The organism is Acinetobacter sp. XH1741 (genome assembly GCF_041021895.1).
Lineage (GTDB): Bacteria > Pseudomonadota > Gammaproteobacteria > Pseudomonadales > Moraxellaceae > Acinetobacter.
This window is the reverse complement of the sequence record NZ_CP157429.1, coordinates 82020-106113: the sequence shown is the minus strand read 5'-3', so window position 1 is coordinate 106113 and position 24094 is coordinate 82020. Positions and strand designations below refer to the sequence as shown.

Here is a 24094-nt window from a genome sequence, read left to right as displayed (position 1 = left end):
AGTAATCTTTAGTTGTTGAAATTTACTTGGGTAAAAAAGGGTGAATAGCCACCGATTTTGTAGACACCTTTTAGTTAGATAAAATGGCTAATTAACGAGGTGCTTATGAGCAGTAAACGATACCCTGAAGAATTCAAAATTGAAGCAGTAAAGCAAGTTACTGAGAAAGGCCATAGTGTGGCCGAAGTTGCTGCACGTTTGGGAACCACCACCCATAGTATGTATGCCTGGATTAAACGTTATGATCCACAGCAGCCCAAGATCACAGAATCTAATGATCCAAGGGCAGAATTAGCAAAGTTAAAAAAAGAGCTGCAACGGGTTACTGAAGAAAGGGACATATTAAAAAAGGCCGTGGTGTACTTCGCAAGCCAGTCCAAATGAGGTACGCCTTTATTCGGGACAATCAGCATATATGGCCTGTTCGTCGTTTATGTTCAACTTTAGATGTTCATCACAGTGGTTATTACGCATGGTTAAAGCAACCCACCAGTAAAACTGCGCGGAAACGGCAACAGCTTTCAGGATTGATTAAACAGATTCTGGCTGGAATCTGTTGGTATCTACGGCTATCGCAAGATTCACTGTGATTTGAAAGATGTTGGTGAAAGTTGTGGGATTAATCGAGTACATCGGCTGATGAAAGCAGATGGTCTTAAATCTCAGCGCGGTTATCGTAAACCTAGAGCTCACGCTGGTGCTCCGGCTGTCGTTGCCGCAAACACTTTAGATCGACAATTTAATCCAACTCAGCTCAACCAGCTGTGGGTGACTGACATGAGAAGCACTGCTTCGCAAGATATCCGTACTCATGAAGGGTGGCTATATATCGCAGTTGTGATTGACCTGTTTTCACGTCTTGTTGTTGGCTGGTCTATGAAATCCAGAATCACGACAGATCTGGTTTTAGATGCGTTATTGATGGCTTTGTGGCGAAGAAACCCAAAGAACAAAGTCCTGATTCATTCTGACCAAGGCAGCCAATACACCAGTCATGAATGGCAAACATTTCTCAAACATCATAATCTTGAAAGCAGTATGAGTAGACGAGGAAACTGTCATGGTAATGCTGTTGCTGAGAGCTTTTTTCAGCTGTTAAAGCGAGAGAGGATCAAGAAGAAAATATATTCATTGATATGTGCTGAATTAGCAGGAGACTTTCACTTGGGATATGCTAGGCAGCTAACCGATAAAAGTTCTCTGCTATTGAGCCTGTAAATTATTTTGTGTAAGTTCCATTTTTTATAAATGATCTTTTAATCGATCATCGAACTGAATCGTAAACCAATTCATTGCTAAACGCCAATTTTGAATTGGCATCGTCCATTTCTTCGCAGCATTTGATGTTGCTAAGTAAATGACCTTCTTTACTGAGTCATCAGATGAAAAGATTTTCCTTTTCTTCGTTGAATGGCGTATTACGCTATTCAACGACTCAATCGCATTTGTTGTATAAATTGCATGACGTATTTCGGCTGGATAGCTAAAGATCGTTCGGATATTTTCCCAATTGGCCCGCCAGGATTCTCCAATTTTGGGATACTGGTGATTCCATTGATCACAGAAGATGTCTAGGGATTTTAAAGCATTTTCCTCTGTACTTGCCTGATAAATCGCTTTCAGACCCGACGTAACAGCTTTGTAGTCTTTCCAGCTTACAAATCTCAGGCTATTGCGTACAACATGCACGATACACAGTTGAATATCAGTATGAGGGTAAACAGAGGCTATCGCGTCAGGGAAGCCTTTTAATCCATCTACACAGGCAACAAGAATGTCCTGTACTCCTCGATTTTTTAGCTCTGTCATGACTGACAGCCAGAATTTGGCACCTTCTGTCTGAGCAATCCACATACCCAGTAATTCTTTTTGCCCATCCATATTGATGCCTAAAGCAAGGTATACGGACTTGTTAATCACATTGGAGTGCTGACGGACTTTGACAACAATACAGTCAAGATAGACAACAGGATAAAGGCTATCTAAGGCTCTATTTTGCCACTCAGTCACTTGCTCAATCACAGCATCGGTAACTTTGCTGATGAGAGATGCTGACACATCGGCATCGTACATTTCTTTGAAGAAGGCTACAATTTCCCTATTAGTCATTCCTTTTGCATACAGTGAGAGGATTTGGTCATCCATACTGGTGATGCGTGTTTGGTGCTTTTTTATAATTTGTGGCTCAAATGAACCTTCTCGATCACGGGGAATATCTAAAGCCAGTTGTCCATCTTGAGTTGTAATGGTTTTAGAACTAAACCCATTACGGCTATTTGAGCCTTTCTTGGGCTGATGCTTTTCATAACCGAGATGGTCTGAAAGTTCAGTATTGAGTGCAGTTTCAATCATGAATTTTTTAAAGACTGCTGTCATTTGGTTTAAGTCTTCTGGTGTTTTTAGACCTTTAGCCAATTCGGCAGCCATACTTTTGATTGTTGCTTCATCCATGTGAAGTACCTTTTGTAATTATCCTCTGAAGGATAAATGAAAATTAAGTACTTACACAAAATTTAGAACAGTCCCCTGCTATTTGATTTGGCGTTTTAAAATCCAAACTCTTTTGAATTCTTCGCTGATTATAAAATAACACAATGTATTCTGTAATATCTGCTTTAGCTTCATCTCTGGTTTTATAGTTGCAATGATGCACTAATTCATTCTTGAGTATGCCCCAGAAACTTTCAATCGGTGCATTATCGTAACAGTCCCCACGTTTGCTCATTGAACCTTGAAAATCACATTTTTCCAGTATCTTTCGATATTCATGGCTGCAATATTGGCTGCCTCTGTCCGAATGAATAATTAAGCCTTTCGTTGGTTTTTGATTACGAATCGCCATAGTCAGTGCATTGCAAACAAGTTGTGCGGTCATACGCTCATTTAAGCTATAGCCAACCACTTGTTTCGTGTACAGGTCTTTTACTGCTGCCAAGTATAACCAACCTTCAGCAGTCCAAATGTATGTAATATCGCTTGACCATGCAAGATTGGGCTTAGTCATTGAAAACTGTTGCTCTAGTAAATTTGCGTAGATCGCTCGATTATGATCACTCTTCGTAGTTCTTTTGAAACGCTTATGACGCTTACAATACAGCTGGTTGAGCTTTTTTATTTGACGTACAGCATACGTACTGATTTTGATACCTTGCGCTTGTAAATGCTTAGTTAATCGAATATAGCCATAGCTTTGTTTAGTTTCCTCATGAGCTATTTTGACCAAAATTGTCTGTTGATTTCGCTGAACCAATCTTTTATTCATGCCTCGTTTTAGCCAATCATAAAATCGTGACACTGAAACGTGAAGTAATCTAGCCATAAAGCTAATCGGGAATAAATATCTTTGCTGTTTCATATAGGCGTACCTTACTGACTTTCTTTCGCAAAGTACGCTGCTGCCTTTTTTAGAAATTCACGTTCCATTTCAGCTGTTTTGAGCTGTTGTTTGAGCTTTTTATTTTCTTCGAGTAAGGCATTTAGATCAGGTGAATATTGTTTAGTGCCTGCTAAGGTGCCAGTCTTTGCTTTATTATTCCAATTTGAAAGAGTTTGCATTGAAATGCCAAGTTGTCTGGCTGTTTCCGATACATTGCCTTGATTGGCTTCAATCAATTTTATTGCTTCAACTTTAAATTCTGCGGTGTAAGTCTTCTGTTTCTTGCTCATGGTAAACTCCTGATGAGTGTCTATAGTTTACCAAGTTAAAACCTCCTGTTTTCTCAGCACACATCATGACTTATGGGATGCAAAACTACGTTGGGCGTGAAGTCATAAAAAAATTAATCAGGATTTTGCATAAATAGTGCGCCGTAAGGCGCATTATTTTTAAGGAAGGTTTGTATTACTCGACAATATATAACTTATGTTTTTTCTTCGGGGGCTCAACTTTAGCTAAAGCATCAAATGTTAATTGATTAAAATCTTCTTCAGAGATTCCAATTTCATCAAGCATTTTATTTTTATCAAAAGATGGTTGTGAGGCTAAAACAGAGATAATTTTGGGCAACATCAAACTCTCATCTCGATGAGTTTCTTCAGGTTCATTAATGTTGTAGCCCAACGAATTGATCTTTATAGAGTTACTACGATTAACCCAATCACTAACTAATCCCAGCTTGTGAGCTTTATAGTTAATAGCCTTCAGGGATGTTCGCCAAATCTTTTTATACTCAATCATATTTTCTAGTGAAAAATAGCGTGGAGCAGTAGAAAGAAATGCATCTGTTGGCATTAAAAATTCAGATGAAAATTGATCCGCTTCAGTTTCGAGAACACGATTATCTTTCTCGACACGAATTTTTTTGTTATGCGTATGCATAACGATATGACCAAGTTCGTGTGCACAATCGAAGCGGGCTCTTTCGGCAGACTTAAATGTATTTAGAAATATGAAAGGGCTACCACTTTCATCATCAAAAAAAGATAGTGCATCAATTTCTCGAATTTCAGTCGGTAATCTAAAGACACGGATTCCCTTTAGCTCACACAACGAAACAATGTTATTAATCGGTTGATTACCTAAAGCCCATAAACCTCTCAACTCTGACGCTAGGTGATCGGCATACTTAGATTCACCCAAAAACTCAGTAATATCTAAATCAGGACGGTGAAAAGTAGGTAACTTTACTTTCTGATTTAAGTACTTGTTAATATTTATTGCTAAAAGAGTATATGCCTCATTAGCTTTTCTATGCTGTGCTTTAATACGAGCAACCGATCTATAGAAGATTTGGTCTGTTTCATGTGGTTGTGTGTCATTACCTGCAAAGAATGACTTGGGTAAATTTAATACACGGCATATATCATCTTGATCATTTTCATTGATTTCTTTATCCACGTCTAAAAGTTGCTTTACCTTAGAGATAGAGCAACTCAATTTTTCTGCGAAATCGGTATTGCTAAGTCCTCGTAATTCTTTAGCAATACGTAAACGATCTTTATTAAACACATTAACCTCAGATTAAACTACAAGCTGAATATCAAAATCATCTGGTTTAATTTCATTAGATGGTTCCAATACTGGCTTAGGATCAGTTTTTACAGGAACTGTATTATCTATTTCAAATGCAATTCTGCAAGTATGGTCACTTGGTAAAATTGAAATTTTTTTCGCTTTTAAGTCCTGTACGAAGCTAGTTGGGTATGCAAATTCAAAAGGAATATTTGGGATATCAATGTCTTTATAGGCTGGATGTGATGCTGAAGGAAAGTATAAAATCCATGTTCTCAATTTTGTCTCATCATCATAAGCAGACTGATTCTCCTTAATATTATTTAATGTCATTAATCCTTTTTCACAGTGTGCTGATACAACTTGATCAGCTAACCCCAATGCAATATTCCCGCTCATAAAGATAATTTGTATTTTCTTTACTGTATTCTCAATTCTTGGCTGGCTGTCATTGTGGAATATCCAAGCAGGATCAGATTGTCGAAGCAGTAAAGCAATCTGTTCTCCAATTTTTCCCCATCGTGCAATAAAGCGTGCACGGTTATAGTGAGTATTTGTTCTATAGTCAGCATCACCGATCATAATTGCGTTTCTGACTAACTCGAGATCAGGTAATCCTAACTGTTTAGCTTTTTTGATAGCATTTTCACCTTTGAAAAAATCACATGGCGTGGGTTCAGAAGGTTGGATTGATTCTTCATCAAGGAGATTTAAATTCATCTTAAAAGTTATCCTAAAGTAGCGAATGTCTTTTTTATAACATCTTTTGATGTTTTAAAAAAGACATTTTTATAAATGTGTGCTATCTTCACTTACAACTTGATAATAAGAATTTTGGAGAAGAGACGTTGAGTAACTTATTCATTAATCATAAAAATTGTCCTGAATGCGGTGGCCGTATCAAAGGCTATTATTACTACTGTGGGCAGTGTGGTAGTCAAAATGTTGTAAACTGGAAGCACACGGGGATATTTTTGTTGATTGCTGGAAAGATTTTTCTGGTTGCTATGCTTTTTTTGCTAAAAAATTTTGTTCAAATCCATTTTTTTCACAAGTTTCATTGTGCTAATTTTTTAAATAATTCATAGAGGTTGATAGTAAAATGAAAGTTAAAGATTTAATTAAATAATTAGAAGAGTTTGATCTGGAATTAGATGTTTTAATTGCTAATGAAGAGAACAAAATCATTGGCATAAAAACCCTAGCCCGATTCTTTGAAATAAGCTATGTTTCTTTTGTTCATCCAGAGACACAAAGAAATGATATGGAAAGAAATGTTGAATTTACCTTTTTAGGAATGTCGACTAAAGACTCTAGAGTTATTGTTTTTATTGACGTTGTTCCATAATTTTCAAGTAGTCAAAATGAGTATACAATATTCATGTGATGCAAGAAGATACAACTGGATAGGATGGGCCCATAAGTATTTGAAGCTGCCTCGTGTATGATCATGGGGACTGTCCAAACAAACGGCTTTTGAGAGTGCTGCCTGATACGAAAAATAATATCCAAGAGATGCTAGCGGTAAATTTAGTGTAAAATTTAATGCTAGCCATCATTAAAACTTATTTAAAAATATGAAGTTATATCGCACAGATTGGAATATGTTTCCTAAAACGGTTATTGACCGTGGTCTTGGAGATGCAACCTCTCATTACATGTATGAAGCTGCTAAAGCAGGGGATGTTGAAAGTGCGTATATTTTAGCTAAAGATTTAGTTTCGGATGAGGCGATTGCTGAACTAGAAAGAATTATCGATGGTCGGGAAACTATTATAGTACCTGTACATGCTGAGGAAGCAGTCGGTCGTAATATGATTCCTTTAGCTACTTCAGCAGTTATAGCAAAGAAACTTGGGCTTGAAGTTGATACGAATATAGTTCAAGCTATAAAAGTATCAAGAACTGGCGGTGATGGGTGGCATAGATTAGCCAACCCACCAGCATTTGATGGGACAATAAACAATGATAAATGTGTTATTATTGTTGATGATACCCAGACCCAAGGTGGTACTTTTGCAGCATTAAAAGGTCATATTGAAACAACTGGGACGAATAAAGTTATTGGAGCATATGCACTGACGGGTAAACAATACTCATCACAATTAGCTCTAAGTAAAGAAACTCTTCAGCAATTGAGGGATGTATATGGTAATCTTGAAGCATGGTGGAAATCGATTTACGGGTACGATTTCGAAAGGCTCACAGAGTGGGAAGCAAAGTATATCCTCAACTCTCGTAAAACAGCTGACGAAGTCCGAGATAGAATCATTGCGTCAAAACAAACGTGATGCTTATGCACTTATGATGAAAATGAATTAATTATTATTTAATTAAGTTAAAAGACTGCTATATAGCGGTCTTTTTTGTTTTTGAGCTCTACAAATTTTAATGAGTACATATAGTTACTTTTATAAAAATGATAATAAAGGGTAGAGGAGGTCATCTAAGAATTTAAAGCACAAGACTTATTTAACATTGATGACAGAAAAAGTGAGTTGTTGGGAACTTAAAGAAGAGGTGGTACTTATAATGGTTACTAAAATACAAATACTTAAAATATTAAATATATAAAACAATATATTACAAATATATATGATGCGTAGTGTACGCATCATATATATTTTCTTCTATTTTGATATAATGGATCTCGTCAATCCGCTGATAGGTTTCATTTAAATTTCATGAGTCTTACTGAAATTAAAGTTCGCCAAGCTCATTGCAAGGAAAAAACTTGTTTTTTATCCGATGAAGATGGACTTAGCCTGAAGATTGAGCCGACTGGAAGAAAATCTTGGTGCTATCGCTATACAGATCCACAAACAAAAAAACGTCGCCGCATTCAGTTGGGGCTTTATCCTGATTTATCGCTGAAAAAGGCACGACAAGTCAAAGATGACTTTAAAGACAATAATTATTGTTTTGAGCATGATACTGTCTCTAATGTCATCACCTTTCGTAAGGTAGGGGAGGAGTGGCTGCAGTTCAAACTGAAAAATGCATTTAATGATTCACCCCGCTGCGGTGTACTACAGTTAGCAGAAAGATGTTTACAGCAAGATATTTATCCAGACCTTCAGGATTTACCTTTTCAAAACATCAAGCGTTATGACCTGGTTTCAGTAATCAAAAAAATAGAGGGACGCCAAGTAAAAGAACCTGTCAAGAAAGCTTGTAGTTATTTGAACCAAATTTATGACTACGCTGTAGCGATGGGTTATTGTGAATTCAACATCGCGCATGGTTTAAATAAAATCGCCATTAACAGTAAAATCAAGAAGAATTATCCGTATTTGAAAGCGGAGGATATATCAGATTTTAAGAAAAATTTATTAAAATTGGATGCCCATCCGATTATTAAAAAAGCACTGCTGTTCAAATTACATACTGGCGTGCGAGGGGCTGAATTGTTATTGGCTGAGCCTCATCATTTTGATTTAAATGAAAAAATCTGGAAAATACCTGCCTTGCATATTAAACAGTTTCGACGAAAAGTCATATTAGGCCATGAGATTCCCGACTTCTTAGTTCCACTTTCAGATCAGGCTTTAGATATTTTAAAAGACGTCATGCAATGGTCATACGGTGAAAAGTACATTTTTGCTAGCCCACGGAAACATAATCAACCGATTCATTTTAATACATTAAATATGGCTATACGTAAGATGGGCTATGGAAAACATCAATTATCCTCTCATGGACTACGTTCCACTTTTAGTACCATTTTGAATGACTCAGGTTTGTTCCAGGATAACTGGATTGAGGCACAACTTTCACATATTGATAAGAACCGTACCCGTGCCAGCTATAATCACGCTGACTATTTAGCCCAGCGGACTGAAATGATGCAGTGGTGGGGTGATTATTTAAGTACTGCTAAGTGAAAATCGTACTTTTATACATAGACTTAAAACATTATGGGGTTTCAAATGGATAGTAAACAATATACTTGCCGTGTTACATGGTCAGCAGAATATAATGAGTATGTTGGGTTGTGTGCTGAGTTTCCATCATTGTCTTGGCTTGATGCGGATCAGTCTAAAGCATTCTCAGGAATAGAGGAGCTCGTTGCTGATGTTGTCGCTGATATGATTAGCAATAATGAAAAAGTTCCTACACCACTCTCCGGGAAAATATAGTAGGCAGTTTGTTGTCCTTGTTCTCAGTGGTTCAACAAAAACTAGCCCTCGAAGCCGCAGAACGTGGCGTGGACATAAATTGTTTAGTATCAGTAAAAAGAGCGATGTAATTTTAGTACGAGTGAGTGATAGAGCAGGAACCTATGCTTCATATATTCAGTAAATGGTATGTTTTTGAATTAATCGGTATTTTTAAATAAAGCTTTCTTTGATTTAGTGCTTTTTATTTAATAAATTAATTTTAAAAACAACTTAGGCTAATTGATAAACACTATCTGGAAAGATTAAAAGAAAATATTTTTTAATTTCTGCTAATTCATTTAAGGCTGGTTCCCTTTCAAGCAGTTGAAATGTCCAAATAAGTACAGCCTGATGATTATCATAGCAAGTATTTACTCCAAGAAAATTAGCCATTCCATAACTTCTATTGATGTTCATTTCTTTAATTAATTGATTTCCTAAGTCACGAGCTTGCTGGCTGATCAATAACTCATTTGGTAACACGGCGGTCATCTCCACAAAATAATCTAATGCAGGTTCAATCCTTATATTTAAAAAGTTATAATTTAGTTGAAATGGATAAAATATACTTTCTATAAGTTGTAATAACCTGCTGTAGGTTAATTTTAGCAAAGTATTACTCAGTCAACAACTTTAAATAACCCACAGCAAGTTATTTTTTGTAAATTAATTTAAATATGATTACTTGTAAGTTATCTAGCCTCATGGGCGATAGAAAAATTTTAAAATTAAGTGAAGTGGTGCATGCGACAGGAATTAATCGTAATACGCTGACAAGTATGTATTATGACCGTGCTATACGTATCGAATTGCCAGTCGCTGATAAGTTATGTAAATACTTTAACTGTACGATGAATGATTTGTTTGAGTTTAAGGAAGAAGTTGAAGAAAAAGATTAACCAATACTTCTTTTGATAAGTTTTCTCTACAGGTCTAATACTGAACTTTATAAAATTTCATCGAAAACAGAGATTTACTTTATTATTTATATAAAAGAATCAATCGAATGATAGAGGTTTTTTTCTTATAACTTAATCAAGAAGAGGGCTAATGACCCACAATAGCGGTAACTATTGTGGGTTTGTTCCATGTAATGCAAATTGCAGTACAAGGAATTTAAAATGACTTCACTGCTGATCTTACGTTGCCTTGTACTTATTGCAAGATTTTTAGTCTTTTTACATGATTTTTCATTTCACCATTTAAATTTCTTCTTTTTATCATTTTGATAATTTTAAGTACCCGATCTTGACGTCATAGTGTTTGAGATCGAACGTTCGATAGATGTCCGCAATCCATCGAATAGCTGAATCTCATTTGAGGTTCGCAGAGAGTCCAATATATTTTAGCTCAAGGACTCTATGATTGCTTTGGGATTTCTAATTCTAAATGGCTTTGTTGCACAAAGATTTAAAAGTTAAGACTTCTCATATCTACTCAAATTTAAGTGACAACTCGGGTATGTGGTCTGCCTAAGTCCGTAAATTTATTTAATACTGCCATACGTGCATGAATCTCATTGACTTGGCTTTGAAAATTTCTCGCACTGAGTTTATCCCCCAATAATTTGATGCAATGCATCTTGGTTTCAACCAAACTTCGCCGATGATAGCCTGACCATTTCTTCCAAATAGTTCTTCCTAAACGTTTAACTGTTAGAAGCAACTCATTGCGTTCTAGCGAGCCCATCTTTTTATCTTTCCATGGCTTCGCATTTTTTCTTGGTGGAATCACTGCATGTGCTTGCTGATCCGCAATGACCTGTCGGCACTGTTTGGTATCATAAGCTCCATTGGTATAGACGGAGTCAACTCTCTCATCTTGTGGAATCTGATCGAGTAAATCACCAAGTACCTGTGAATCACTCACATTGTTGGTTGTGAGCTGAACAGCGCGTATTTGTAAGGTTTTAGCATCTATACCAATATGTAGTTTACGCCATTGGCGACGATATTCAGGCTGATGTTTTTTACGCTTCCATTCACCCTCACTTAAGAATTTCAGACCTGTAGATTCAACGATTAGATACAGTCCATCACAACTTTTTTGATAGCTAATCACAATATCAATATGCTGTTGTCGTCTACAAATTGTAGTGTAGTCTGGCGCTATCCAATTTAACCCACAAAGATGGATGAGACTTTGAACAAAGCCTGTGACCATGCGTAAAGACAATCGAAAGAGAGATTTAATCATTAGGCAGCATTGGATAGCTGCGTCGGAGTAAGTTTGATTTCGTCCTTGTTTGCCTTTTGATGGGGCATACCATTGCGTAGCAGGATCAAACCAAATGGCAATATTTCCACGATTAATGAGAGCCCGGTTATATGAAGACCAATTGGTTGTGCGATAAATTTTAGGTGTCGACTTATTCATTTGAAAATTATATTGTGGAATAAGCCTTTAGAGATAGGTTTGTGCAACAAAGCCATTAAAAAATAAATGCAGACGTCTGTATTTATTTTTTAATTAATTCTAGACAAACAGTCTAATTAAATAGAGAGGAAGTTCTATGTACAAAGGTATTGTAATTACTAAAGATGAAGCAGGTTACACATCAAAAATTACTGAGATTGCATCAAAGCCTTTACAAGAAGGAGAGGTTAGAGTCGAAGTCAAATATTCAACACTCAATTATAAAGATGCTTTAGCCATTACTGGGCGTTCACCAGTGGTGCGTAGTTTTCCTTTGACCCCAGGCATCGACTTTTCGGGTGTTGTGATTGAATCAAAACATCCAGCATGGAAAGAAAGAGATGAAGTTCTACTAAATGGTTGGGGAGTGGGTGAAAAGTATTTTGGAGGGCTAGCCGAGCAAGTCACTGTTTCTGGTGATTGGCTCATACAAAAACCTTCTGCTTTTTCTTTTAAAGATACGATGGTTATTGGTACAGCAGGTTATACCGCAATGTTGTGTGTCATGGCTTTACAAAAACATGGTATTAAACCAAGTGATGGAAAAATTTTAGTGACAGGTGCAAATGGTGGAGTAGGTAGTATTTCCATTATTATTTTGAATCATCTTGGTTATGAGATTACAGCTTCAACTGGTCGACCTCAAGAGTCAGAATATTTAACCTATCTAGGTGCGAGTGAAATTATTGATCGTATTGAATTATCTTCCTCAGGAAAGCCATTAAACAAAGAAGTTTGGGCTGGCGTGATTGATACTGTTGGAAGCCATACTTTAGCCAATGCATGTGCTAGTACAAAATATCGTGGTGCAGTTGCTGCGTGTGGTTTGGCAGGCGGAATGGATTTTCCAGCAACAGTTGCTCCATTTATTCTAAGAGGGATCACCTTATATGGAATTGATAGCGTGATGGCACCAATCGAATTAAGAAAAGAAGCATGGGAACGTTTGGCTACAGAATTAGATCAAACAAAATTAGAAACAGTAACGACTGAAATTCAGTTAACAGATGCTTTAAATATTTCCAATGAAATTTTAGATGGAAAAATTCGAGGTAGAGTTGTTGTACAGATATAGTTCAACAAAATGAGTTGTGGGACTGTTCTAAATTTTGTGTAAGTACTTAATTTTCATTTATCCTACTGAGGATAATAAAAAGAGGTACTTCACATGGATGAAGCTACAATCAAAAGTATGGCAGCTGAATTAGCTAAAGGTTTAAAAACTCCTGAAGATTTAAACCAAATGACAGCCATATTCAAAAAGTTCATGATCGAAACCGCTCTGAATACTGAGCTTTCTGAACATTTAGGCTATGAAAAGCATCAACCTAAGAATGGATCTAATGCACGTAATGGTTTTAGCTCCAAAACAGTTCTAACACAAGGTGGGCAGCTTGCTTTAGATATCCCTCGTGATCGTGACGGCTCTTTTGAACCACAGATTATTAAGAAGCATCAAACACGCATTACTAGCATGGATGATCAAATTCTTTCGCTATATGCGAAAGGAATGACAAATAGAGAAATTGTTGCTTTTTTTAAAGAAATGTACGATGTCGATGTATCTGCCTCCCTTATTAGTAAGGTGACGGATGCTGTCATTAAACAAGTGACAGAATGGCAAAATAGAACACTCGATAGTCTTTATCCTGTTGTCTATTTAGATTGCATTGTTGTTAAGGTTCGTCAGCATTCAACAGTAATCAATAAATCAGTTTATTTAGCATTAGGCATTAACCTAGATGGCCAAAAAGAACTTCTTGGCATGTGGTTTGCTCAAACAGAAGGTTCCAAATTCTGGCTGTCAGTCATGACAGAGCTTAAAAATCGAGGAGTGCAAGATATTCTTGTAGCCTGCCTTGCGAAGCAGCGCTTCTCAGGACTAAAAGGCTTTCCTGATGCGCTAGCCTCTGTCTACCCTCATACTGATATCCAGCTGTGTATCGTGCATGTTGTACGCAATAGCCTGAGATTTGTGAGCTGGAAGGACTACAAAGCTGTAACAGCAGGATTGAAGGCGATCTATCAGGCAAGTACAGAGGAAAATGCTTTAAAGTCCCTAGATATCTTCTGCGATCAATGAAATCACCAGTATCCAAAAATTGGAGAATCTTGGCGGGCAAATTGGGAAAATATCCGAACGATCCTTAGCTATCCTGCTGAAATACGTCATGCGATTTATACAACAAATGCAATTGAATCATTGAATAGCGTGATCCGCCATTCAACTAAAAAGAGAAAGATCTTCTGTTCTGATGATTCAGTGAAAAAGGTCATTTATTTAGCAACTTCAAATGCTGCTAAAAAATGGACCATGCCAATTCAAAATTGGCGTTTAGCAATGAATTGGTTTACGATTCAGTTCGATGATCGATTAAAAGATCATTTATAAAAAAATGGGACTTACACAAAATAATTTACAGGCTCGTAGAAACATGAAAATACATTCTTTTGGTGAACACAATAACATTACTTTATCTAATAATTGTATTGAAGTTCGAGGTGCACGTGAGCATAACCTTAAGGATGTAGATGTTTCTATCCCAAGAAATGCACTTGTTGTTTTCTCAGGTGTATCGGGTTCAGGAAAATCATCACTTGCTTTTGGAACTATTTTTGCTGAAGCACAAAGAAGATATTTCGAATCTGTTGCACCTTATGCAAGACGCTTAATAGATCAGGTCGGAGTACCAGATGTTGATGCTATTGATGGTCTACCACCAGCAGTAGCATTGCAACAACAACGTGGTGCAAGTAATACCCGTTCTTCTGTTGGAAGTGTAACAACTTTATCAAGTCTCGTGCGAATGATTTATTCGCGTGCTGGTGCATATCCTGCCGATCAGCCAATGTTATATGCCGAGGACTTTTCACCGAACACTCCTCAAGGCGCTTGTCCTACCTGTCATGGTTTAGGTCACATTTATGAAGTTACAGAATCGATAATGGTTCCTGACCCAACACTGAGTATTCGTGAGAAAGCTATCGCATCATGGCCACCTGCTTGGCACGGGCAAAACTTACGCGATATCCTAGTAACCCTAGGGTATGATGTTGATCGACCATGGAAAGATTTACCGCAATCGGATAGAGACTGGATTTTATTTACTGAAGAAACCCCAACAGTTCCTGTCTATGCTGGTTTAAGCCCCGCTGAGACTCAATCTGCACTTAAACGTAAACTAGAACCCAGCTATATGGGCACTTTCACTGGTGCTCGTCGCTATGTCCTTCATACTTTTGCTAATACCCAAAGTACGTCGATGAAAAAACGTGTTTCACGTTTTATGGAAGGAAAAATATGCCCTTCCTGTCATGGTAAACGCCTTAAACCAGAAGCCTTATCTATTACCTTTGCTGGAATAGATATTGGTGAGTTTATGCAACTTTCTTTGGATAAGTTAACTTGCCTGCTTGAGCCCATTGTTCTTGGCAATTTCGAAGCTCATGATGCTGGAGAAAAGACTAATAATAAAGTAACCCAACTTGATAGATCTGAACGAGCAACAACAGGTAGAGCAGTGCATTCTGTATCTCCAGATGTAAGACGTACGTCAGCACTTTCAGATGAAAAGAAAATTGCTGCCCAGCGTTTAGCAAATGGTGTGGTGGGGCGTTTAAATCAATTACGCCAGTTAGGTCTTGGTTATCTAACATTAGATAGAGCCACACCGACTCTTTCAGCGGGAGAGTTACAACGTTTGCGTTTAGCAACACAATTAAGTTCTATGCTATTTGGTGTAGTTTATGTACTGGATGAACCGTCTGCTGGATTACATCCTTCAGATAGTCAGTCATTATATGATTCTCTCGATAAATTAAGAGACGCTGGAAACTCCGTATTTGTTGTAGAGCATGATTTAGAGCTCATGCGTCGTGCTCAATGGTTAGTGGATGTTGGACCAGATGCAGGAGAGCAAGGTGGTAATATTTTATATAGTGGAGTACCTCAGGGTTTAAGTGAGATTTCAGCTTCACGTACTGCAAGTTATTTATTTAATAAAATCCCAGTTACTCAAAGTTATGGACGTACACCCTCTGGTTGGCTTGAACTTAACAATATTTACCGACATAACCTGCATAATATTGATGCTCGTATACCTCTTGGTGTACTTACAGCAGTTACAGGTATTTCAGGTTCGGGTAAATCTAGTCTCGTTTCTCAAGCTTTACCCGAGTTAGTACTTTCATATTTAGGCAATGAATCTGAAACTAAAAACAATAATGAAAATAATCCTTTAAATGAAGGAATGTTGGTTACCGAGGTTACACAGGGTTCTCTGGCTGGTGATGTGGAGGCTATACAGCGTCTGGTACAGGTTGATCAAAAACCAATTGGTCGTACTCCACGTTCTAATCTGGCAACTTATACGGGTTTATTTGATCATGTTAGAAAGTTATTTGCTGGGACTCCTGAAGCTCACCAAGCTCATTATGATGCTGGACGTTTTTCGTTTAATGTGGCTAAAGGGCGATGTGAAACTTGTGAAGGTGAAGGCTTTGTCAGTGTAGAATTATTGTTTATGCCAAGTGTATATGCCCCTTGTCCGACATGTCATGGTGCTCGATATAATGATGACACTCTGAAAATTCGCTGGAATGGACGTAATATTGCTGAAATATTAGGAATGACCGTCAATGAAGCACGTGATTTTTTTGATGGAGAGGTCTCGATTGCTCGTTCACTACAATTATTAAAGGAAATTGGCCTTGGTTATTTACGTTTAGGGCAACCAGCGACTGAACTATCTGGTGGAGAAGCGCAACGTATTAAATTGGCGACCGAGCTGCAACGCAATCAGCGTGGAAATACACTGTATATACTTGATGAGCCAACTACAGGTTTGCATCCATCAGATGTAGATCGATTGTTAGTTCAATTGCAGCGATTAGTCGATGCGGGTAATACCGTGGTTATGATTGAGCATGATATGCGTGCCGTTGCACAAGCAGATTGGGTGATTGATGTGGGACCAGGTGCTGGAAATGCTGGTGGGAATATTGTTGTGGCAGGAACACCAAAACAAATAACAGAAAATCAAGATAGCCGTACTGCTCCATATTTAGTTAATGAGTTAGTGAGTCGTGATACTAAACGTTGATATTGCGAGTGGGTAGAATAAAACATTAAATTAAAAGCCTGTAAAATCAATCAGATATTTTTTGTTTTAGGTGGTGTGTGAGCATGAAATCTAAAAGTTTTTTCAACTAAGGGCTTTGTTGCACAAACCTATCTGTAACGGCTTTTTCAGCGATATAATTTTTAAATGAAGAAGCCTACACACAAAATCTACCGCACAACCAATTGGCCCGCATATAACCGAGCACTCATGAGTCGCGGAAATATTGCCATTTGGTTTGATCCTGCTACGCAATGGTATGCTCCATCAAAAGGCAAACAAGGGCGAAATCAAACCTACTCCGACGCAGCTATCCAATGCTGGTTAATGATTAAATCCTTATTCCGTCTATCTTTACATATGGTCACTGGCTTTGTCCAAAGTCTGATTAAAATTTGTGTATTAAATTGGACAGCACCAGATTACACCACGCTTTGTAGAAGACAAAAGCATATTGATATTGCAATTAGCTACCAAAAAAGTAGAGATGGTCTGCATCTACTCGTGGACTCTACTGGCTTGAAATTTCTAGGTGGAGGTGAATGGAAATGCAAGAAACATGGATCTGAATATCGTCGCCAATCGCGTAAGCTCCATATTGCTATAGAAGCTGAAACCCTTCAAATACGTACAGTACAACTCACGACAAATAATGTCAGCGATTCACAAGTGCTCGAAGATTTACTTTCTCAAGTTCCCTTGGATGAACGAATTGATTCAGTTTATACAGATGGTGCTTATGACACAAAGCACTGCCGACAAGTCATTTTAAATCGTGATGCACATGCGGTCATTCCACCCAGGAAGAATACAAAGCCTCGGAAAGATTAGCAAGTCAGGTCTATAGAGCGAAATGAGTTATTGAAAACAGTCAAACTGCTAGGAAGGTCACTTTGGAAAAAGTGGTCTGGTTATCACCGTCGAAGTTTGGTGGAAACCAAGATGCATTGCATCAAATTATTAGGCGATAAATTAACAGCAAGGAGTTTTCCTAGTCAGGTGAATGAGATTCATGCACGCGTAGCCCTTTTGAACAAATTCACAGAATTGGGGCGCCCTCACACCCAAGTTGTCACTTGAATTTGGCTCAATTAGGATCGCTTCTATCTTTCAAACCTTTATGCAACAAAGCCCTATAAAAATATGACATAAACTGATATTAAGCTTATTTTACATCTTATAGTAAAAAGTGTAGCAACTTGCTACACAGTCATATAACGTCTTTTCCAAAGATTTCATTCAATCGTTTTCTATTTTCTTTTACAAAATTTGGATTATTTTTTAATTTATATTTCATTTCTTTCTTAAATTCACTCATTGAACTGCCAGCTACAGCAAAATCCATTTGGAACATAATATCATTAACTATCACATTTGCTTGAGATTCAGTTAAGCACCCTTCTGTCTTAAACCACTTACTAAACTGTTTATAATTTGGGTCGTTTGCATAGATGTACCAAGACCTTACAGTCATATCGAACTTCGCACCTAATTCTTTAACAAGCGCGTTATCATCAAAATTGACATCTAAATAGATTTGAGTCTTATCATTAGTATTAGATACAACAACTTCAGTGGCATGCCTATTAAGAATTTTAAATCGAACTCCGACAATAGGTCGACCTTTCTTGATGGTATCGTACTCTAATTGAAGACTAGTCCTTTCATTAATTTCTTCAATAATCTTGTCTAAAACGTATCGTCTAAAATCAACCCAACGATCGTATTTTTTCTCCCCAATATCAATTAATGCTTTGATATTCTCAAGTGAAAGTTCAACCTCATAAGAATCTTGATTAGCATACTTAAATTCATTTTTGATAAAGTATGAATACAAACTCATACTGGTTACAGAGTCCAAAGCAAATAAATCTTTCAATTGATAGGTCGTAAAATTTCCATTTGCTAAACGAGTAAAATACGGAAGTACTTCACTGGTGAAACGTATCTGCAAAGCATTTTTAGCATCATCTTCCCAACGGAGTTCACGAATAATTGGTACTACTGAGTGTACTTTTTTAACTTTACGCTTATTATCATCCACGGGCTCTTCAATTACAAAATGAGCTACTCGTGATGATAATTCTTTATAAATACGATCAATAGCAACATTAATGGAATTCTTTTTATCTAATCCTAATAATTCGCCTAAATCATCTTTATGCAAATAAATATAAGTTTGCTCTGTAATTTCACGATCTTGATTATTCTTCTCACCATAATTCGCAACAGCCATTGCATAAAGAAGAGCTTTATACTCATTAGATGATAATTCAATTGGTCTAATCAGACGGTTACTAGTGCTGACTACTCCATTATGTCGAATGTTACCAATACAATAAGGTAGATGTTCTAATTCTTCTGGTTCGTTGTGATTGCTCATAAGTGGAAAGATTAAAATATTTTCTACATGTTATACACAAAAGTGGAAGAAGATGCAAACCGCTCACTATTTTCTCATACTTACATTAAATTAACTCAGTTTATGCCCATCAAACACCTTAAGAGTGGAAGAAGTGTCACTATTAAAGTGCAATTTTGGTACTATTCAGCCTTATGGTGGAATAAATATAAAAATAAACACTTTTAAGTGACAGTTCTTCCACCTTTGATAATTCATCTGTGTCGCTCAAGCAATCAATTTGAAAGTAGGAATAGCCTACAGCACCACTAAAGTGGAATTACTCAACACATATTCCACCATTAAAGTGACAAGCCTTCCACCATTCCGGTATTCTTGACTATCAAACATCATGTTATCAATTAAATTTTATACAAATATTTTATCCACAGAATAAAAAACATCTAATGACAAGTCTTCCACCTTTATTTCAATAAAAACAAACTTATCAACATCACAAGCAGTTGAATCGTATTGTTTTAAATTAAAAAATACACATTAAAATAAATCACAATGACAAGTCTTCCACCATAGTGACAAACCTTCCACTTATCAGTGACAAACCTTCCACTTATTAGTGACAAACCTTCCACTTATCGGTGACAGGCCTTCCACTTATTAGTGACAAACCTTCCACTTTAAAAAATCTATCTAATTGTTTTTTAAAAAATAAAACTTGTCTAATTATAATTAACTAATTAATACTAATTAATACTAATTAAAATTAGCTAGCTATATTTTTTAAAAAAGTTAAGAAATGTTTTTCCCACATCTTTTGAATTCAAAAGATAAAAATATGACAAAGGAACTGTAGCAAGTTGCTACAAATATCTTTATATTAAATGAAATCAAAGTAAATTCCTTAAGACAAATATGTCAACTAAAATCATTGCTGTAGCTAATCATAAAGGTGGTTGCGGGAAAACAACTACTGTAGTACATCTTGCTTCAGAACTTGCTGAATTAGGAAATAAGGTCTTAGTAATTGATCTGGATCCACAAGCAAATGCAAGTTTACATATAGGATTAAGACACCCTAGCGAAGTTGAAACTACATCAGCTGAATTACTTATTGGTGATATAAGTCTATTATCGGAAGCATTAGAAGAAGAAACAAAATTTAAAAATGTTTCTTTAATATATGGCTCATTAACTCTTGGTAAAACTGAAGATCAATTGAAAGATGATGCACCAAGACCATCCGAGGAACTTTCAAATAAATTGGAAATTCTAGAAGGATTATATGACTACATTCTTATTGATTGCCCTCCTAGCTTAAAATTACTAACCAGCAATGCTTTAGCCGCTTCGACACATGTTATTGTTCCAATTGAATCTGGTTCACAATACGGTCTCTATGGTGTTACTGATTTAATTAATCATTTAAGTAAAATTAGAAGAGTTAACCCTGAATTAGAACTCTTAGGTGCTTTATTAATTAAACATGATGAGCGTCAGAATGTATGTAAATTAATAAAAGATGAAGCATTTAATCAAGTTGGAGAATTATTGCATACCACAATTCCAATGAGCACTAAGGTTAATCAAGCTGCAATTTTGCAACAACCTTTATTATCTGTTGATAAAAACTCAAAAGTTCGAAAAGCTTTTGAAACTTTAGCACAAGAAATTGTTCAGCGTGTCGGATAATATAATTCTGGAAATACTATGGTAAGTAATAAAGAGCTATTGGCTAAACGTCTTCAGCAAAATACTCAAAAGCATCAACATGCCCAAAAGGAGCATATTAACGATGTCAAAGAGCTAAGACGTAATGTACAAATTACAGATATTCAGGCTAGCCCTAACCAGCCTCGAAAACTCTTTAATCAACAAGATATTGAAGATTTAGCAGCATCAATTGAAGAAATTGGGCTATTACAACCAATTGCAGTTCGTAGAATAAATGATAAATATGAGTTGATTGCTGGTGAAAAGAGGTGGATCAGGAAATTTGAACAACACTTATAAGTGATATTTTGCTCCCCAAATGATGTTATAAACATCAATATATGGAGTATTTTATGGCACGTAGACCAAGAAGAAATCATTCAAATGATTTTAAAGCTAAGGTAGCACTTGCTGCGATTAAAGCAGAAAAAACACTTGCTGAATTGAGTGCTGAATTTGATGTTCATCAAAACCAAATTATCGACTGGAAAAATCAACTGATTTCAGCTTCCTCGCAAGCTTTCGATCAATCAAAAGCTCCAACAGAACCACCCATCGATCTAAAAAAACTACATGCAAAAATCGGTGAGCAGGCATTAGAAATTGATTTTTTAGAAGGTGTGTTGAAGAAACTGGGCCGCTTCAACCACAAAAGTTAATCGATGACTCACTTCAGATTTCAGTATCTAAGCAAGCTCAGCTGCTGAAAGTCTCCCGTGGTTGTTATTACTATCGCCCAAAACCTGTGAGTGCATCAGATCTGAAGCTGATGCGGTGTATGGATGAGTTACATATGCAATACCCTTTTGCAGGTAGCCGTATGATGCGTGATTTGTTGAATCGTCAAGGACATCATATAGGACGACGTCATACACGTACTTTAATGAAGAAAATGGGCATTAATGCGTTATATTGCAAACCAAATTTAAGCCAGGCTAATCAAGCTCACCGCAAATATCCATATCTGCTCAAAGGATTGGCTATTCAGCGCAGTAATCAAGTGTGGTCTACGGATATAACGTATATCCCTATGGCAAAAGGCTTTGTTTATTTATGTGCTGTGATTGATTGGCATAGCCGCAAGGTACTTGCGCATAGAGTATCGATTAGTATGGAGGTTACATTTTGCATAGAAACATTAAATGAAGCTATTGAAAAATATGGTCGACCTGAAATATTTAATACAGACCAAGGCAGTCAGTTTACCAGTGATGCATTTATTGATGTATTGAAATCAAATGACATCCAAATCAGCATGGATGGTAAAGGTCGATGGGTTGATAATGTGATGGTTGAACGATTATGGCGGAGCGTTAAATATGAAGAGGTGTATCTCAAAGCCTACAGCAATGTTTTGGATGCGAAGAAGCAATTAAACGCATATTTTGAATTTTATAATTTGAAACGACCTCATTCGAGTCTGGACAAAATGACTCCAGATGAGTTTTACTATGACCAGCTACCACAACAAAATAAGGTAGCTTAACTAGAGCAGAGTATCACTTATAAATAAGCTTTTAGTTGTTCAAACATGTGGGACCACCTCTGAAAGACGATTGAAAGCCCACCAATTTCTCAATAAGAACACTATTGAAGTAATCATTATTGATGCATCGGATGAAGAAGTTGCTTTATTAACATTAGCTGAAAATTTAAAGCGAGAAGATCTGACAGATTATGAAATATATGTTGGATTAACTTCTTTGGATGAAAAATTAAAAAAAAATAAGCAGAAGTTAGCAAAGTCATTAGGTATGAATCGTGAAGATATGTATAAATATTTATCTTTTGAAAAATTACCTGGAGAGTTGATTGAAGATTTGGAGAAACAGCCGTCATTATTAGCACGGACCGCTGCTACAGCAGTGAAAAAGTTTCTATCAGATCATGATGAAAACCATGAAAATGCTAAAGAAGCATTATTCGAAGCATGGTCAAAATTGCTTAAAAAAGAAGTTGAACAGACAAAACTGGCATCACTAGCTGAAAAAATCTTTAAGTCAAGAGAAACGAAAGAAGTAATTCAAACTTCAATTGTACATAAAATTGAATATGATGGGAAAGTTGCTGGTAATATCAAATTTGACCATAATACATTAAAGGTATCTTTAAAAATGGGCCAATTTGATGATCAAAATTTACAAGAATTAAAAGCTTTCCTAAAACGAATGTTAGAAAAATAAAGTAAAAAAATAGTGTAGCAAGTTGCTACACTATTTTTTGCAATTAGGAAAATTTATATAAGTAGTCATAATAATATTTTCATAAATTTGTCATGTAAATTGAATATTTAAAGCGTATTTTTCGACCATCCTAAGATGAGTTGATGCAATGCTTTGGCATAAGAAAAAATTTAATAAAAAATTAATAAGTTTGGCATGGTGTAGTTTGGGCACAGTTATTTTGACGTGCTGTCAAAGTCCTGCTTTAGTTCAATCAACTTCTACTTCAGTACAACCATCAAAACAGCCTCAACGTGTGGTTTTTTTCTTGGAAGATGCAATGGGTATCACGACACTAACAGCTGCACGAATTTACGCTGTTGGTGAAGATGGCCAACTGCCAATAGATCAACTGCCAGAGTCAGCATTTGTTCGTACTTTCTCAGAAGGTGCACAGGTTACAGATAGCGCACCATCGCTGGGTGCCTATATGACAGGTGTAAAAATGAAAAATGAAGTGATATCCATGCAGACTGGAACAATTGCAGTAGAACCAAATCAGGCCGGAAATCATCAATGTGGAACCAATCCTCAGAACCAAAATAAGCAAGACACCCAAACTTTACTCGAATTGGCCAAAGCACGAGGTTGGGGTACAGGGGTAGTCACAACAACTCGCATTACGCATGCTACACCAGCATCGACTTATGCTCATATTTGTCATCGTGATGCTGAAAATGACATAGCATCCCAATTAGTACCAAGTTCGCAAGGTGATATCTATCAGCGTTATAACGTCAAATTAAAAGATGGGGTTGATGTGATTCTAGGCGGGGGTAAGCGTCAATTTCTGCCGAAAGATCAAGGGGGAGAACGGATAGACCAACGGAATTTGATCGCAGAAATGCAACAAGCAGGCTATCGAATGATCTATGATCAAACTCAACTCTCCCAGATGAAGTTAGGAAAGATAACACTAAATATAAAAAAATGGAAAAATAATTTACTAAGTTATTGTTTTTAATCTGATGTTTGTTTTATATGGGAATGATAATAACTTCTGATTACTAGTTTTTACCTTAAATATAACGATTGAAAGATTCATTTAAAGGCTATGAATACATGAGTTTTACAGTTTGGCTAGGTCAGCATGAGTACTTTTCGCAAGATTTAAGATCGACCATGAACGTGATTTAAGTTATAGGGGATTGATG

16 protein-coding genes and 5 pseudogenes are annotated in these 24094 nt (G+C 36.6%); 14 read left to right on the top strand and 7 right to left on the bottom strand.

All coding sequences use genetic code 11. From position 1 onward, the window contains the following. Window positions 1-105: 105 nt before the first annotated feature. Window positions 106-1131, top strand: a pseudogene (locus tag ABLB96_RS18940) (IS3 family transposase); the annotation flags it as partial. A 111-nt stretch (window positions 1132-1242) separates the two neighbouring features. Here ABLB96_RS18940 and ABLB96_RS18935 read toward each other — a convergent pair. The 4 genes from ABLB96_RS18935 to ABLB96_RS18920 all read right to left on the bottom strand — a co-directional run bounded on the left by ABLB96_RS18935 (window position 1243) and on the right by ABLB96_RS18920 (window position 5671). Further along, a complete protein-coding gene (locus tag ABLB96_RS18935; RefSeq protein ID WP_000343018.1) occupies window positions 1243-2451 on the bottom strand; it encodes an IS256-like element ISAba26 family transposase in 1209 nt (402 codons plus the stop codon). Window positions 2452-2494: 43 nt separating this feature from the next. Further along, window positions 2495-3666, bottom strand: a protein-coding gene (locus tag ABLB96_RS18930; protein WP_369030275.1) for an IS3-like element ISAba21 family transposase whose coding sequence is annotated in 2 segments (ribosomal slippage) — window positions 2495-3408 and window positions 3408-3666 — 1173 coding nt in all. Because the reading frame shifts where the segments join, the coding sequence is not laid out codon by codon here. A gap of 175 nt (window positions 3667-3841) precedes the next feature. Continuing rightward, window positions 3842-4948, bottom strand: coding sequence for an ImmA/IrrE family metallo-endopeptidase (locus ABLB96_RS18925; RefSeq protein ID WP_000482094.1), 1107 nt, complete (start codon window positions 4946-4948; stop codon window positions 3842-3844). A gap of 12 nt (window positions 4949-4960) precedes the next feature. Beyond that, the gene (locus tag ABLB96_RS18920) at window positions 4961-5671 is read right to left on the bottom strand and encodes a hypothetical protein (RefSeq protein ID WP_001052588.1); all 711 of its coding nucleotides are present in this window, start codon (window positions 5669-5671) and stop codon (window positions 4961-4963) included. A gap of 857 nt (window positions 5672-6528) precedes the next feature. On the opposite strand from ABLB96_RS18920, the gene ABLB96_RS18915 reads away from it, so the two are divergent. The 3 genes from ABLB96_RS18915 (at window position 6529) to ABLB96_RS18905 (ending at window position 9090) form a co-directional block, all read left to right on the top strand. Beyond that, window positions 6529-7242 (top strand): phosphoribosyltransferase, encoded by a 714-nt coding sequence (locus tag ABLB96_RS18915; protein WP_001986287.1) that lies wholly within the window; start codon window positions 6529-6531, stop codon window positions 7240-7242. A gap of 393 nt (window positions 7243-7635) precedes the next feature. Then, complete coding sequence (locus ABLB96_RS18910; protein WP_000059658.1) at window positions 7636-8835, top strand: integrase arm-type DNA-binding domain-containing protein; 1200 nt, start codon at window positions 7636-7638, stop codon at window positions 8833-8835. Between the two features lie 33 nt (window positions 8836-8868). Continuing rightward, window positions 8869-9090, top strand: coding sequence for a hypothetical protein (locus ABLB96_RS18905; RefSeq protein WP_001986288.1), 222 nt, complete (start codon window positions 8869-8871; stop codon window positions 9088-9090). 252 nt (window positions 9091-9342) lie between these two features. Here the strand turns inward: ABLB96_RS18905 and ABLB96_RS18900 are convergent, their stop codons facing one another. After that, window positions 9343-9594 (bottom strand): hypothetical protein, encoded by a 252-nt coding sequence (locus ABLB96_RS18900; RefSeq protein WP_004658363.1) that lies wholly within the window; start codon window positions 9592-9594, stop codon window positions 9343-9345. A 194-nt stretch (window positions 9595-9788) separates the two neighbouring features. Between ABLB96_RS18900 and ABLB96_RS18895 the strand changes: the two genes are divergently transcribed. Then, window positions 9789-10010, top strand: a complete 222-nt coding sequence (locus tag ABLB96_RS18895; protein ID WP_000627021.1) for a helix-turn-helix transcriptional regulator — start codon at window positions 9789-9791, stop codon at window positions 10008-10010. A gap of 544 nt (window positions 10011-10554) precedes the next feature. Here the strand turns inward: ABLB96_RS18895 and ABLB96_RS18890 are convergent. Continuing rightward, complete coding sequence (locus ABLB96_RS18890) at window positions 10555-11487, bottom strand: IS5-like element ISAba13 family transposase (RefSeq protein WP_001043693.1); 933 nt, start codon at window positions 11485-11487, stop codon at window positions 10555-10557. A gap of 136 nt (window positions 11488-11623) precedes the next feature. Here ABLB96_RS18890 and ABLB96_RS18885 point away from each other — a divergent pair, with 136 nt between their 5' ends. The 4 genes and pseudogenes from ABLB96_RS18885 (at window position 11624) to ABLB96_RS18870 (ending at window position 17726) form a co-directional block, all read left to right on the top strand. Continuing rightward, window positions 11624-12601, top strand: a complete 978-nt coding sequence (locus ABLB96_RS18885; protein WP_000276416.1) for an MDR family oxidoreductase — start codon at window positions 11624-11626, stop codon at window positions 12599-12601. 93 nt (window positions 12602-12694) lie between these two features. Further along, window positions 12695-13918: pseudogene (locus tag ABLB96_RS18880) on the top strand (IS256 family transposase). Window positions 13919-13961: 43 nt separating this feature from the next. Next, window positions 13962-16628: an excinuclease ABC subunit UvrA gene (locus tag ABLB96_RS18875; RefSeq protein WP_005804864.1), complete on the top strand. Its 2667-nt coding sequence runs from the start codon at window positions 13962-13964 to the stop codon at window positions 16626-16628. Between the two features lie 165 nt (window positions 16629-16793). Further along, window positions 16794-17726: pseudogene (locus ABLB96_RS18870) on the top strand (IS5 family transposase). A 130-nt stretch (window positions 17727-17856) separates the two neighbouring features. On the opposite strand, the gene ABLB96_RS18865 reads toward ABLB96_RS18870, so the two are convergent. Then, complete coding sequence (locus ABLB96_RS18865) at window positions 17857-19029, bottom strand: replication initiation protein (RefSeq protein ID WP_000064928.1); 1173 nt, start codon at window positions 19027-19029, stop codon at window positions 17857-17859. An 891-nt stretch (window positions 19030-19920) separates the two neighbouring features. Here ABLB96_RS18865 and ABLB96_RS18860 point away from each other — a divergent pair. From ABLB96_RS18860 to ABLB96_RS18840, 5 genes and pseudogenes are all read left to right on the top strand, one after another. Further along, entirely contained in the window at window positions 19921-20697 is a 777-nt protein-coding gene (locus ABLB96_RS18860; protein ID WP_000104830.1) for a ParA family protein, read from the top strand. Between the two features lie 18 nt (window positions 20698-20715). After that, a pseudogene (locus ABLB96_RS18855) lies at window positions 20716-20988 on the top strand (ParB N-terminal domain-containing protein); the annotation flags it as partial. Window positions 20989-21071: 83 nt separating this feature from the next. Beyond that, a protein-coding gene (locus tag ABLB96_RS18850) for an IS3 family transposase (RefSeq protein WP_225367773.1) occupies window positions 21072-22204 on the top strand; the annotation gives its coding sequence in 2 pieces (ribosomal slippage) (window positions 21072-21324 and window positions 21324-22204; 1134 coding nt in all). A 61-nt stretch (window positions 22205-22265) separates the two neighbouring features. Continuing rightward, window positions 22266-22901: pseudogene (locus tag ABLB96_RS18845) on the top strand (ParB/RepB/Spo0J family partition protein); the annotation flags it as partial. A 148-nt stretch (window positions 22902-23049) separates the two neighbouring features. Next, window positions 23050-23904 carry an alkaline phosphatase gene (locus tag ABLB96_RS18840; protein WP_000964375.1) on the top strand — a complete coding sequence of 285 codons (855 nt, stop codon included), beginning with the start codon at window positions 23050-23052 and terminating at the stop codon, window positions 23902-23904. The last annotated feature ends 190 nt before the right edge of the window (window positions 23905-24094 follow it).